This window comes from Kitasatospora sp. NPDC057500, from assembly GCF_042802195.1.
Lineage (GTDB): Bacteria > Actinomycetota > Actinomycetes > Streptomycetales > Streptomycetaceae > Kitasatospora.
The window spans coordinates 1-12,439 of the sequence record NZ_JBHVER010000220.1; the positions used below are offsets into that span (position 1 = coordinate 1).

The following is a 12,439-nucleotide window of genomic DNA, read 5'->3' on the forward strand; positions in this document are numbered from 1 at the left end:
CGCGCCGGGGGCCCAAACCGTTTTCCGCACCTCTGCCGAAGCTGTGACCCGGCCCACGAAGGGGCAGGTCGGGGGCCGAACGGGGGGCCGGTGCGGGTGCGATCGAAGCTGCGGTCATCTTTAATGCCAATGATGTTGACGGTGCGTCAGTTGATACGAAGTTGCGGAGGATAGCGCTGTGGCCATGTCACGGTCAAGGTCTATCTTTTCCGTCCACGCTTGGATCAAATGACGTCCACCTGTCTTTCATTGGTTTACCGGAAGGCCAAGAGCCGGACCGGTTTGGGGAGGACGTCACAACGTTGAAGATGACCAGGAAAGCCGCTTCGGTCGCCTCGGCCGTAGCGGTCATAGCCGCGCTCGGCGCGGGGATGCTCCCGGGCACGGCCGTCGCCGCCGGTGCCGCCCCCGTTCCGCAGGACCCGGCCGATGCCGTCCTGACCAGCACCGAACACAACCTGCCCGGCCCGCTGACCGAGAAGGTCGAGGCCGAGTCGAAGGCCGCCACCGAGCAGCTGCTCGCCGGCACCGCCAAGATCGAGCAGCACGGCGGCAGCTCCAGCATCAAGCTGGGCAAGAACAAGTACGTCGAGCTCGCCCGTGAGCGCACGGACAAGATCTTCACCATCCTGGTGGAGTTCGGTGACGAGGTGGACAACACCACGACGACGCCGGACGGCAAGATCAAGTACGGCGGCACCCCCGGTCCGCAGCGCAACCAGATCGAGAAGCCGGACCCGGCGACCAACAACTCGACCCTCTGGCAGTCCGACTACAACCGGCAGCACTACCAGGACCTGTACTTCAGCAAGACCCAGGACTCGCTGAAGACCTACTACGAGAAGCAGTCCTCGGGCCGCTACTCGGTGGACGGCCAGGTCACCGACTGGGTGAAGGTCAAGTACAACGAGGCCCGCTACGGCTCGGACTACTGCGGCCAGCACGTCTGCGCCAACGCGCAGGACCTGATCCGCGACGCGATCGACACCTGGGTCGCCGACCAGAAGGCCAAGGGCCAGACGGACGAGCAGATCAAGGCCGCCATCGCGCAGTACGACCTGTGGGACCGGTACGACTTCAACCAGAACGGCAACTTCAACGAGCCGGACGGTTACATCGACCACTTCCAGATCGTGCACGCCGGTGAGGACCAGTCCGCCGGCGGCGGCAAGCAGGGTACTGACGCCCTGTGGGCCCACCGCTCGTACGTCTACGGCACCGGCGCCGGCACCACCGGCCCGGCCGGCAACAAGCTGGGCGGCACCCCGGTCGGCGGCACCGGCGTCTGGGTCGGCGACTACACCATGCAGCCCGAGAACGGCGGCCTCGGTGTCTTCGCCCACGAGTACGGCCACGACCTCGGCCTGCCGGACCTCTACGACACCTCCGGCAGCGGCATCGACAACTCGGTCGGCTTCTGGTCGCTGATGTCCTCCGGTTCCTGGCTGGGCGAGGGCAAGAGCTCGATCGGCGACATGCCGAACGACCTCGACGCCTGGAGCAAGCTCAAGCTCGGCTGGCTGAAGTTCGACAAGGCCAAGGCCGGCACCGAGTCGACCCACCACATCGGCCCGGCGGAGTACAACAGCAGGCTCCCCCAGGCGCTGGTCGTCGACCTGCCGAAGAAGGCCGTCACCACCACCATCAACAAGCCCTTCGCGGGTGCCAACGAGTGGTGGAGCGGCAGCGCGGACGACCTGAACGTCTCGCTGACCCGTGACGTCGACCTGACCGGCAAGACCAAGGCCACCCTGTCGGCCAAGGCCTGGTACGACATCGAGCAGGACTTCGACTACGGCTACGCCGAGGTCTCCACCGACGGCGGCACCAACTGGAAGGCCCTTGAGGGCACCTTCAACGGCGTCGCGCTGCCGAAGGACCCCTCGGGCAACGCCTCGCTGTCCGGCAACTCCGGCGGCAACTGGGGCGACCTCGTCCTCCCGCTGGACGCCTACGCCGGCCAGGCCGTCAAGGTCCGCTTCCGCTACGTCACCGACGGCGGCCTGCACCTCAAGGGCCTGGCCCTGGACGAGCTCGCGGTGACCGCCGACGGCGCCACCGTCTTCACCGACGGCGCCGAGAACGGCGACAACGGCTGGACCGCCAAGGGCTTCTCGCGGACCACCGGGTCGTTCACCAACGACTACAACCAGTACTACATCGCGGAGAACCGCCAGTACGTCTCGTACGACCGCACCCTCAAGGTCGGCCCGTACAACTTCGGCTTCGCCGACAAGCCGCTCTGGGTCGAGCACTACCCGTACCAGCCGGGTCTGCTGATCTGGTACTGGGACGAGTCGCAGAGTGACAACAACGTCACCAACCACCCGGGCCAGGGCCTGATCCTGCCGGTCGACTCGCACCCGACCCCGCTGAAGTGGAAGGACGGCACGCTGATGCGCCCGCGCATCAACGGCTACGACTCCACCTTCGGCTCGCGCAAGACCGACAGCCTGACCCTGCACCGCGCCGGTGTCGAGACGGTCGTCCCGAAGGCCAAGGGCGTCGACGAGTTCTCCGACCTGAAGTCCTACTGGTCGAAGGACAACCCGTACAGCAGCGTCATCGTCCCGAAGACGGGCACCAGCATCGAGGTCGAGAACGAGTCCTCGAACTACCTGGAGACCTGGATCCGCGTCCGCCCGGTCGACAACTGATCGACCGCGCTCTGACGCTCGGTCCCTGACCGGGCACCGCTGAACCGATCCGGCCCGCTCCCGCACCCGCGGGGGCGGGCCGGATTCTTCGTGTCCGGGCGGGCCGCGGGCGAAGGCGGGCGGTTTCCGGGTGGTCGCGGACCGTTCAAACCCGCGCTCCGGGTGGTGCTGCTCACAACCTCCGGCAGGGGTACGAGCGGGCGTAGTAGCCCGCCCGGGTGACGACCTCCGGCCGTCGCCCCATGAACGGACGATCCGACCGCATGATCGTTACTCCGTCGGTTTGAATTCCCGGCGCGATGATGACTACACGCCGTAGTACGTCACACGGTTTGGGACTCCGCTCGGTGACGGTTACACCTGAGTGGTCCCCCGCTCAGCAGCCCGACCGGGCTCAGCGTGCTGTCCCCGTACGTTCGTGAGGTCCGAGCTCCATGCCTTCCGTCCCGCCTCTGGGGCCGGCCCTGTGCCGGCTCGCCGACTCCTTCCTCCGGCAGACCGGCCGCAACCACTCCACCACCGCCGCCGCGGCCGGAGCGGCCGTGCTGACCGGCGCCCTGCTGCTGGCCGCCTCGGGCAGCGCCTCGGCCCAGACGGTCACCCCGACCACCCCCGGCAGCTCGGCGTTCACCGCGCAGCACGGGTCGGCGCGCACGTCGTCGCCGGTCGAGGTCGCGGGCCCGAGCCCGTACACGCTGCCGTCCGAGCAGGACTCGGCCCAGGAGTACGTCGGGGTGGCGGCCAACCTGACGGCGCCGCCCGCCGAGCCCGCGCCCGCACCGGAGCCCGCGCCCGCCCCGGCACCGGCGCCCGAACCGGCGCCCGCCCCCGCCCCGGAGCCCGCACCCGCCCCGGCCCCGGCACCGGCACCGGCACCGGCACCGGCACCCCAGTGGTCCGCCCCGGTCCCGGGCGCGCCGACCAGCAACCCGTACGGCGTGCGCAACGCCCACTACGCCGCCGGCTACCACACCGGTGTGGACTTCGCGGTCTCCACGGGCACCCGGCTGCTCGCGGTCGGCAACGCCACCGTGGTGTCGGCCGGCTGGGACGGCGCGTACGGCAAGGAGGTCGTGCTGCGGCTGGCGGACGGCCGGTACGCCCAGTACGCCCACATGTCGTCGATCTCGGTGTCGGCGGGCCAGCACGTCGCGGCCGGGCAGCAGATCGGCCGCTCCGGCAACACCGGCAACTCGACCGGCCCGCACCTGCACTTCGAGATCCGCTCCGCCAACCAGTACGGCGCGGTGATCAACCCGATCGCCTACCTGTCCGCGCGCGGGGTCACCGACTTCTGATCCCCCGTCCGGTCCGGCCGCTCAGTCCGTCGGCGCGGGTCTGCCGATCAGCCGGCAGATCTCCAGCGCGACGTGCTGGGCGGCCTCGACCGCCTGCTCCCGGGTGGCCTCCGCGACCGGCGGCCAGTCGACCGCGCACTCGGAGTCGAGCCCCTGGTCCTGGCGCAGCAGGAAGAGCGCCGAGTTGACGGTGAACAGGGACATCGCCGCGCGCAGCCGGTCCTCGAAGCTCGCCTCCGGACCGTGCATCAGCCGGACCAGCGCGATCATGCTGTCCCGGAACTCCCGCCCGGCCGCCAGGTCACGCAGCGCCGGCTGGTTCTCCTGGAAGAAGCGGAGCAGCGGCGCCCGCTCGGACATCCCGGCCGCGAACCGGCGGATCAGCTCGTCGCGCACCTCGGGCGTCCAGGTCTGCTCGCGCCCCCAGGCGATCAGCTCGTGGATCGGGGCGGCGGTGGCCGCCACGATGCCCTGGACGATGTCCTCCTTGGTCTTGAAGTGGTAGTAGAGCGCGGCCTTGGTGACGCCCAGGCGGTCGGCGATCTCCCGCAGCGAGGTGCGCTCGTAGCCGTGCTCGGAGAAGAGCTCCAGGGCGACCGCGACGATGCGTGCCCGGGTGTCGCTACGGGGGCCGTGCGTGGTGCCCATCGCCTGCCTCTGACTGCGTCGTGGTCCGTGTACCCGCGGCGGCCGAGGACCGGCGCGACGCGGCGGCGGACACCCGTTCGGCGACCGCCCCTGTGTTCATTCTTCCTGCCCAGGGAGCCCGCCGGAAAACTGGCTTGACGACCGGCTAGTGCACAACCTACCGTGCCGACGGCCCACAAACTAGCCGGGCGACAAGCAAGGAGGCCGTCGCAGGCCGCACCGGTCGCCCGACGCCCTGCCCGGGAGACTCCCCCCATGTCACATCCCAAGGCCGACACCGGCTCCCCCGAGAAGAAACCGGCCGAGGAGGAAGCACCCCGCTCGGCCCGTGAGATCCGCCTGGTCATGATCGGCCTGGTGGTCACCATGCTGCTCGCGATGCTCGACGGCCTGATCGTCGGCACCGCGATGCCGACCATCGTCGGCGAGCTCGGCGGCGCCGAGCACCTGTCGTGGGTGGTCACCTCGTACACCCTGGCCACCGCCGCCTCCACCCCGATCTGGGGCAAGCTCGGCGACCTCTACGGCCGCAAGGGCATCTTCCTCACCTCGATCGTGATCTTCCTGGCGGGCTCGGCGCTCTCCGGCCTCTCCCAGGACATGAACGAGCTCATCGGCTTCCGCGCGCTGCAGGGCCTGGGCGCCGGCGGTCTGATGGTCGGCGTGATGTCGATCATGGGTGCGCTCGTCCCGCCGCGTGACCGCGGCAAGTACCAGGGCATGTTCGCCGCGGTGATGGCCCTCGCCACCATCGGCGGTCCGCTGGTCGGCGGCTTCATCACCGACCACCTGAACTGGCGCTGGACCTTCTACATCAACCTGCCGCTGGGCGCCGTCGCGCTCGCCGTCGTGGTCGTCACCCTGAAGCTGCCGAAGGTCCGCAACAAGGCCCGGATCGACTACCTCGGCGCGCTGCTGCTCACCACCGGCATCACCGCGCTCACCCTGATCACCACCTGGGGCGGGCAGGAGTACGCCTGGGGCTCCAAGCAGGTCCTCGGCCTGACCGCGCTGGCCGCGGCCACCCTGATCGGCTTCTGCTACGTCGAGCAGCGGGTCCAGGAGCCGATGCTGCCGCTGTCGCTGTTCAAGAACCTCAACTTCACGCTGGTCTCGATCATCGGCTTCGTGGTCGGCTTCGTGATGTTCGGCTCGACCGTCTTCCTGCCGCTCTACCAGCAGACCGTGCAGGGCGCCTCGGCGACCAACTCCGGTCTGCTGCTGATGCCGATGATGTTGGGCATGCTGGTGATCTCCCTGGTGGTCGGCCAGGCGGTGACCAGGACCGGCAAGTACCGGATCTACCCGATCATCGGCACCCTCGTGATGACGGCCGGCCTGGTGCTGCTCTCCACCCTCTCCACCGACACCTCGGGCTTCGCCTCCGCCTGCTGGATGGTGGTGCTCGGTGCCGGCATGGGCTTCCTGATGCAGATCACCATGCTGGTCGCGCAGAACAGCGTCGAACTCAAGGACATGGGCGTGGCCAGCTCCACCGCCACCCTGTTCCGCACCATCGGCGGCTCGTTCGGTGTGGCGCTGTTCGGCGCGCTGTTCAACAGCCGGGTCACCGAGACCATGGAGGAGCGGCTCGGTTCGGCCGCCGGGGCGGGCGGCTCGCAGGGCGGCGACCCGGCGCAGCTGAGCCCGGCCGCGCTCAAGGCGCTGCCGGAGCCGGTCCAGGACGCCTACCACCACGCGGTGGCCAACGGCATGCACACCGTGTTCCTGTGGGGTGCCGCCGTCGCGGTGATCGCGGTCGCCGCCGCGGTCTTCATGCGCGAGGTGCCGCTGCGCGGGGCCGGCGGTCCGCCGGCCGACGGCGAAGGCGGCGAGGCCGGCAAGGGCCGCAAGGGCCGCAAGAGCCGGAAGGGCGCCGCGGCCGACAACATCGAGGCCGCCGCGATCTGACGCCGGACCTCGACCGGGGCCCCCGTCCGCCGCACCGGCGGGCGGGGGCCTCCGTGTGTGTCCGGTCCCGGCCCGTGTGCCTACTGGGGCAGCCGGTAGACGCCCTGCTCGACCGGTTCGACCAGGCCGTCGGCGACCAGCCCGTCCAGCGCGCGGGCCCGCTGCACGGCGTCCGGCCAGACCGCGTCGAGCCGGGCCTGCGGCACCTCGCCGTGCGCTTCGCGGAGCACCGCGAGCAGCTTGCCGCGCACCTGCCGGTCGGTGCCCTCGTAGGACTGTCCGCGCCGGGCCGGGCCCTCGTACGGCGGGCGGCCGGCCCGCTGCCAGGCGCAGGAGGTGAACAGCGGGCAGTCCCCGCACTCGGGCCCGCGGGCCGTGCAGACCAGTGCGCCCAGCTCCATCACGGCCACCGCCCAGGTGGCGGCCGTGCCGGCGGCGTCGGGCAGCAGCGCGGTCGCGGTGCGCCGCTCGGCCGCCGTGGTGGCCTGCGCCGGGTACTCCACGCCGGTCACGGCTCGGGCGAACACCCGGCGGACGTTGGTGTCCAGCACCACGTGCCGCTGGCGGAAGGCGAAGGAGGCCACCGCCGCCGCGGTGTACTCGCCGACGCCGGGCAGTGAGAGCAGCGTCGCGTGGTCGTCCGGGACCTTGCCGTCGTGCTCCTCGGTTATCGCCACGGCGGCGCCGTGCAGGCGCAGCGCCCGGCGCGGGTAGCCCAGCCGGCCCCACATCCGGACGGCCTCGCCGGGCGCCTCGGCGGCCAGGTCGGCCGGGGTGGGCCAGCGCTCCATCCAGGCCTCCCAGGCCGGAAGGACGCGCTTGACCGGGGTCTGCTGGAGCATGAACTCGCTGACCATCACGGCCCAGGGCGAGGCGTCCGGGGTGCGCCAGGGGAGGTCGCGGGCGTTGGCGTCGTACCAGTCGAGGACGGTCGCGTGCAGGACGGGCAGCGGCAGCGCGAGCTCCGGCCCTTCGGCCGGGGTCGCGGGGGCGGCGGGGGTGATGGTGTTGGCAGCCATGGCCCTTCGATCCTCCCACGCCCGGGTCGGGAGCCGAATTGGATCATGAGGTTCCGGTTCAGGGCGCAAAACACCCCATTCGGCCTCCCTCGAACGGCGCAAATGGCGGATCATGTGAAGGAAGGGGTGACTGTGCGGTGTTGGTGCGTCAAGGGGCACACACTGTCTCGTAGAGTTTGGGCGTGCCCTCTCTGCGTCAACCCGTAGGACCGCTGCCGGCCTCGATCTACTGGCGTCGGCGCATCGTCGTGCTCGTCGCCGTCGTCGCGGTCGCCGCCCTCGTCATCTGGCTGATGACCGATCAGGGCGGGGGTGACGACGGCCCGAAGGACAAGGCCGCGCAGGCCGCACCGACCCAGTCGCAGAGCCAGACGCCCGCCCAGACGATCACCCCGGGCGCCTCGCCGACCGGGCCGGCCAACAACTCCCGGCCCGGCAGCGGCAGCACCGGCGGCAGCGCCTCCGGCGGCGCCGTGGGCGGCTCCGGAGGCGGCGAGGTCAGCGTGAGCACCGGCGGCACGACCGGCGGCGCCAACCCGGCCCCCGGGACCGGCGGAGCGGCGGCGGGCGGCGCGGCGGCCGGCGGCGGTGCGAACCCGGCACCCGCGACCGGCGGCGGCACCGGCGGTGGCGGCACCGGCGGCCCGCCCCCGGCGAACACTCCCGAGGTCATGGCCCTGCCGGTCTGCGCCTCCTCGCAGGTGACGCTCAACCTGGCCGGCGCACAGAACGCCTACCAGCCCAAGGACAAGCCCAAGCTGGCCCTGACCATCAACAACTCCTCCGGCACCACCTGCCGGGTGGACCTGGGCCGGACCGCCTCGGCGATCACCGTCACCGCCAGCAACGGCGAGCGCATCTGGTCCTCCGGCGACTGCCCGTCCGACAAGAACAGCAGCTGGGTCCAGCTCCCCGCCAACGGCGGGCTGACCGAGACCTTCACCTGGGACCGGGTCCGCAGCAAGCCGCAGTGCGCCACCGCCGACGCGGCGCCCGCCCCGGCCGGCACCTACCTGGTGGTCGCCGACCTCACCGGCCTCTCCGGCGGCCAGGCCTCGGCCCGCTCCTCGATCCGCCTGGAGAACTGAGCGGACCTCAGGACGCCTCCCGGCAGTACGGCACCGCCGCAGGAAGCCCGGACCACCGCTCAGGTGGTCCGGGCTTCGGCGTCTGCGAGGGGCGGGCGGCGGGCCCGGATCAGACGTAGCGCTCCAGGATGGACGATTCGGCAAGCCGGGACAGGCCCTCGCGGACCGAACGGGCCCGGGTCTCGCCGACGCCCTCGACCGTCTGCAGATCGTCGATGCTCGCGGCCAGCAGCTTCTGCAGGCCGCCGAAGTGCTCCACCAGCCGCTCTATCACGGTGTTGGGCAGCCGCGGGATCTTGGCCAGCAGCCGGTAGCCGCGCGGCGAGACCGCCGAGTCCAGCGACTCCGGCGAGCCCGAGTAGCCGAGCGCCTTGGCCACCGTCTGCAGGTCGAGCAGCTCGGCGTGGGTCAGTGCCTCCAGGTCGGCCAGCACCTCGTTGACGGTCCGGCCCTTCTTGGCGGCGCGCTCCGGGAAGTAGTCCCTGGCCACCAGCTCGCGCTCCGGCTCCACGCCCGCGATCAGCTCGTCCAGCTGGAGCGAGAGCAGCCGGCCGTCGATGCCGAGCTCCAGCACGTAGCCGGCGATCTCGGTGGCGATCAGCCGGACCATCTCCAGCCGCTGCGCGACGGCGGTGACGTCCCGGACCGTCACCAGGTCCTCGATCTCCAGGGCGGAGAGCGTGCCGGCCACCTCGTCCAGGCGCAGCTTGTAGCGCTCCAGGGTGGCCAGCGCCTGGTTGGCGCGGGACAGCACGGTGGTGGAGTCCTCCAGCACCCGGCGGGTGCCGTTGACGTACATGGCGATCAGCCGCATCGAGTGCGAGACCGCGACCACCGGGAAGCCGGTCTGCCGGTTGACCCGCTCGGCGGTGCGGTGCCGGGTGCCGGTCTCGTCGGTCGGGATGGTGGAGTCCGGCATCAGGTGGACGCCGGCCCGGACGATCTTGGTGATGTCCTTGTCCAGCACCACGGCGCCGTCGAGCTTGCACAGCTCGCGCAGCCGGGTCGCGGTGAACTCGACGTCCAGCACGAAGCCGCCGGTACAGAGCGACTCGACGGTCTTGTCGAAGCCGAGCACGATCAGGCCGCCGGTGTTGGCCCGAAGCACCCGCTCCAGGCCGTCGCGCAGCGCGGTGCCGGGGGCGATGGCGGTGAGGGAGGCCCGCAGCAGGGCCTCCTCGCGGGAGGACTTGTCCGCCCGGTCGCTGGCTGCCACGTGACTCCTCCGTCGACCCCGTACCGCGTGCCCTCGCGCGGGGCGCCGGCCTGCGGTCTGTTGCTCTGTCGCTTAGTACTGCCTTATCACCAATGAGACAGGGGAAGTCTAACTGCGTGCGGCAACGACAGGGCTTGGGTCAGCGCAGTTCGTCGGAGTCGAGCGGCTCCCAGCCCTCCATGACCTCCTCCGGATAGGCCGTCGGCCGGTGCGCGCGGGGCGCCGGCGGCGCCGACGGTGCCTCATTCTTCGGCTTGGCGGCGGCCCGGCGGCGGCCCGGGATCGCCCGCAGCGCCTCACCGATGTCCGCCACCTCGACCACCTTCATGCCCGGCGGGACCTTGCCCGGGTCCGGCGGGACGAGCGCATGGGTGAAGCCGAGCCGGTGCGCCTCGGCCAGCCGCCGCTGCACACCCGTCACCCGCCGCACCTCGCCCGCCAGGCCGACCTCGCCGATCGCCACCAGGTTGCTGGGCAGCGGGGTGTCGGAGGAGGAGCTGGCCACCGCGAGCGCCACCGCGAGGTCCGCCGAGGGCTCGGAGAGCTTCACACCACCGACGGTCGCGGTGTAGATGTCCTGTTTGCCTAGCTTCACCCCGCCATGACGCTCGACCACGGCCAGGATCATCGCGATCCTGGGCGACTCCAGACCGGAGGTGGTCCGGCGCGGCGAGGGGATCTGGGAATCCACCATCAGCGCCTGCACCTCGGCCACCAGCGGCCGCTTGCCCTCCAGGGTCACGGTCAGGCAGGTGCCCGGCACGGGCTTGTCACGCCTGGTCAGGAAGAGGCCGGACGGGTCGGCCAGGCCCTCGATGCCCTCGTCGTGCAGCTCGAAGCAGCCGACCTCGTCGGTCGCGCCGTACCGGTTCTTGACCCCGCGGATGATCCGCAGCCGGGCGTGGCGGTCCCCTTCGAAGCTGAGCACCACGTCCACCAGGTGCTCCAGCAGTCGGGGACCGGCGATCTGGCCGTCCTTGGTGACGTGGCCGACCAGCAGGGTGGCCATGCCGCGGTCCTTGGAGGCGCGGATCAGCGCGCCCGCCACCTCGCGGACCTGCGCCGGGCCGCCGGGCGCGCCGTCCAGCTCGGCGGAGGCGATGGTCTGCACCGAGTCCAGGATCAGCAGGCCGGGGCCGACCGCCTCGATGTGGCCGAGGACGGCGCCGAGGTCGGACTCGGCGGCCAGGTAGAGGTGGTCGGAGAGCGCGTTGATCCGGTCGGCGCGCAGCCGGACCTGGCTGGCCGACTCCTCGCCGGTGACGTAGAGGGTGCGGTGCTGCGCACTGGCCGCCTTGGCGGCGACGTCCAGCAGCAGGGTGGACTTGCCGACGCCGGGCTCGCCCGCCAGCAGCACCACGGCGCCCGGGACCAGGCCGCCGCCGAGCACCCGGTCCAGCTCGGGCACGCCGGTGGAGCGCGCCGCCGCCACCTGGCCGTCCACCTGGGCGATCGGACGGGCGGGCGCGCTGACCGGACCGGCGGCGGTGGTGCGGATCGGCACCGCGCCGTACTCCTCGACCGTGCCCCAGGCGTTGCACTCCGGGCAGCGGCCGACCCACTTGGGCAGCTGGTTGCCGCACTCGGTGCAGCGGTACGCCGGGCGCGGCTTGGCGGTGGTCTTGGTACGGGCAGCCATGCGGTCACCGTAGCGCCTGGGTACGACAGCGCGGGGCGGTCCTGCCCGGCCGGGGGGGCGCTCGGCGTGGTCGGGGATGCCGGGCATGGTCCACGAATGGGCGATGTTGTTACCCGAAAGAAGTACAACCGGGCGGAATCACCCGGACCGGGCCTGTGCGCTCTCTACCGTCGGACGGGTGACAACGAGTACGGAAGGGCCGCGCGACGCCGTCCTCGCGGCGTACGAGCGACAGGTGGACGGCCTCTTCACCTACTGCCTCGCGGTGCTGTGCGAGCACGAGGCCGCCGGAGCCGCCCTGCGGGAGGTGCGCGGGCTGGCGGCCCGGTACGGTGGCCGGCTCGCCGAGGCCGGACTGGTGCGGGCCTGGCTGTACTCGCTGGCGCGGTACTGCTGCCTGCGGCGGCTGGCGGACGGGGGCGAGCGGGACGGCGGGGTTCCCGGGGTTCCGGGGGCCGGCGGGGTTCCCGGGACCGGCGGGGCGGAGGCGGTCCGGCGGAGGCGCGAACTGGCCTCGCTGGCCTGGCCCGAGGCGGCCGGGACCGGCCCCGAGCAGCGGGAGGCCCTGGAGCTGTCGGTGCGGCACCGGCTCAGCCCGATCGAGGTCGCGGCCGTCCTGGGCCAGCCGTTCGAGGCCGTCCGGGCGCTGCTCGCCTCCGCGCGAACCGAGGTCGACCGGACCGGGGCCGCGCTGCTGGTGCTCGGCGTCGGCAGCTGCCCCGAGCTGGACCGGCTCGGCGGCGCGGGGGCGGAGAGCCGGCGGGGCCGGGCGATCGGCCCCGTGCTCCGCCGCGAGCTGGTGCAGCACGTGGCGGACTGCCCGACCTGCCGGGGCACGGCGGAGCGGGTCGCGGACGAGGTTCCGGAGGACGGGACCGCCGGGCTGTCCGGGCTGCCGGTGCTGACCGCGCCGGCCCTGGACGCCGACCCCGGCCTCCCGGTCGGCCCCGGCGCGTTCCCGCC

Annotated in this window: 9 protein-coding genes; 5 read left to right on the forward strand and 4 right to left on the reverse strand. The window is 72.0% G+C overall.

The genetic code is table 11. From position 1 onward, the window contains the following. The first annotated feature begins 308 nt into the window (after positions 1-308). Positions 309-2,657, forward strand: coding sequence for an immune inhibitor A domain-containing protein (locus ACFU74_RS31550; RefSeq protein ID WP_380763003.1), 2,349 nt, complete (start codon positions 309-311; stop codon positions 2,655-2,657). A 434-nt stretch (positions 2,658-3,091) separates the two neighbouring features. Continuing rightward, positions 3,092-3,955 carry a M23 family metallopeptidase gene (locus ACFU74_RS31555; protein ID WP_380763005.1) on the forward strand — a complete coding sequence of 288 codons (864 nt, stop codon included), beginning with the start codon at positions 3,092-3,094 and terminating at the stop codon, positions 3,953-3,955. Positions 3,956-3,976: 21 nt separating this feature from the next. On the opposite strand, the gene ACFU74_RS31560 is transcribed toward ACFU74_RS31555, so the two are convergent. Continuing rightward, positions 3,977-4,603: a TetR/AcrR family transcriptional regulator gene (locus tag ACFU74_RS31560; RefSeq protein ID WP_380763007.1), complete on the reverse strand. Its 627-nt coding sequence runs from the start codon at positions 4,601-4,603 to the stop codon at positions 3,977-3,979. Positions 4,604-4,858: 255 nt separating this feature from the next. Here ACFU74_RS31560 and ACFU74_RS31565 point away from each other — a divergent pair, with 255 nt between their 5' ends. Then, positions 4,859-6,514 carry an MDR family MFS transporter gene (locus ACFU74_RS31565; protein ID WP_380763009.1) on the forward strand — a complete coding sequence of 552 codons (1,656 nt, stop codon included), beginning with the start codon at positions 4,859-4,861 and terminating at the stop codon, positions 6,512-6,514. A gap of 80 nt (positions 6,515-6,594) precedes the next feature. Here the strand turns inward: ACFU74_RS31565 and ACFU74_RS31570 are convergent, their stop codons facing one another. Further along, complete coding sequence (locus ACFU74_RS31570; protein WP_380763011.1) at positions 6,595-7,533, reverse strand: A/G-specific adenine glycosylase; 939 nt, start codon at positions 7,531-7,533, stop codon at positions 6,595-6,597. A 182-nt stretch (positions 7,534-7,715) separates the two neighbouring features. Here ACFU74_RS31570 and ACFU74_RS31575 point away from each other — a divergent pair, with 182 nt between their 5' ends. Beyond that, positions 7,716-8,621 carry a hypothetical protein gene (locus tag ACFU74_RS31575; RefSeq protein WP_380763013.1) on the forward strand — a complete coding sequence of 302 codons (906 nt, stop codon included), beginning with the start codon at positions 7,716-7,718 and terminating at the stop codon, positions 8,619-8,621. A 109-nt stretch (positions 8,622-8,730) separates the two neighbouring features. Here the strand turns inward: ACFU74_RS31575 and disA are convergent, their stop codons facing one another. Further along, positions 8,731-9,789, reverse strand: coding sequence for a DNA integrity scanning diadenylate cyclase DisA (disA, locus tag ACFU74_RS31580; RefSeq protein WP_380290207.1), 1,059 nt, complete (start codon positions 9,787-9,789; stop codon positions 8,731-8,733). A 187-nt stretch (positions 9,790-9,976) separates the two neighbouring features. Continuing rightward, positions 9,977-11,476, reverse strand: a complete 1,500-nt coding sequence (gene radA / locus ACFU74_RS31585) for a DNA repair protein RadA (protein WP_380763015.1) — start codon at positions 11,474-11,476, stop codon at positions 9,977-9,979. A gap of 178 nt (positions 11,477-11,654) precedes the next feature. Between radA and ACFU74_RS31590 the strand changes: the two genes are divergently transcribed. Continuing rightward, positions 11,655-12,439 (forward strand): RNA polymerase sigma factor (locus ACFU74_RS31590; protein ID WP_380763017.1); only part of this gene is annotated, 785 nt, incomplete at its 3' end.

What these genes read in the sequence shown, in the direction of transcription:
- ACFU74_RS31550 (WP_380763003.1), top strand. Translation starts at nt 309, where the DNA reads ATGACCAGGAAAGCCGCTTCGGTCGCCTCGGCCGTAGCGGTCATAGCC.
- radA (WP_380763015.1), bottom strand. Translation starts at nt 11,476, where the DNA reads ATGGCTGCCCGTACCAAGACCACCGCCAAGCCGCGCCCGGCGTACCGC.
- ACFU74_RS31570 (WP_380763011.1), bottom strand. Translation starts at nt 7,533, where the DNA reads ATGGCTGCCAACACCATCACCCCCGCCGCCCCCGCGACCCCGGCCGAA.
- ACFU74_RS31560 (WP_380763007.1), bottom strand. Translation starts at nt 4,603, where the DNA reads ATGGGCACCACGCACGGCCCCCGTAGCGACACCCGGGCACGCATCGTC.
- ACFU74_RS31565 (WP_380763009.1), top strand. Translation starts at nt 4,859, where the DNA reads ATGTCACATCCCAAGGCCGACACCGGCTCCCCCGAGAAGAAACCGGCC.
- ACFU74_RS31555 (WP_380763005.1), top strand. Translation starts at nt 3,092, where the DNA reads ATGCCTTCCGTCCCGCCTCTGGGGCCGGCCCTGTGCCGGCTCGCCGAC.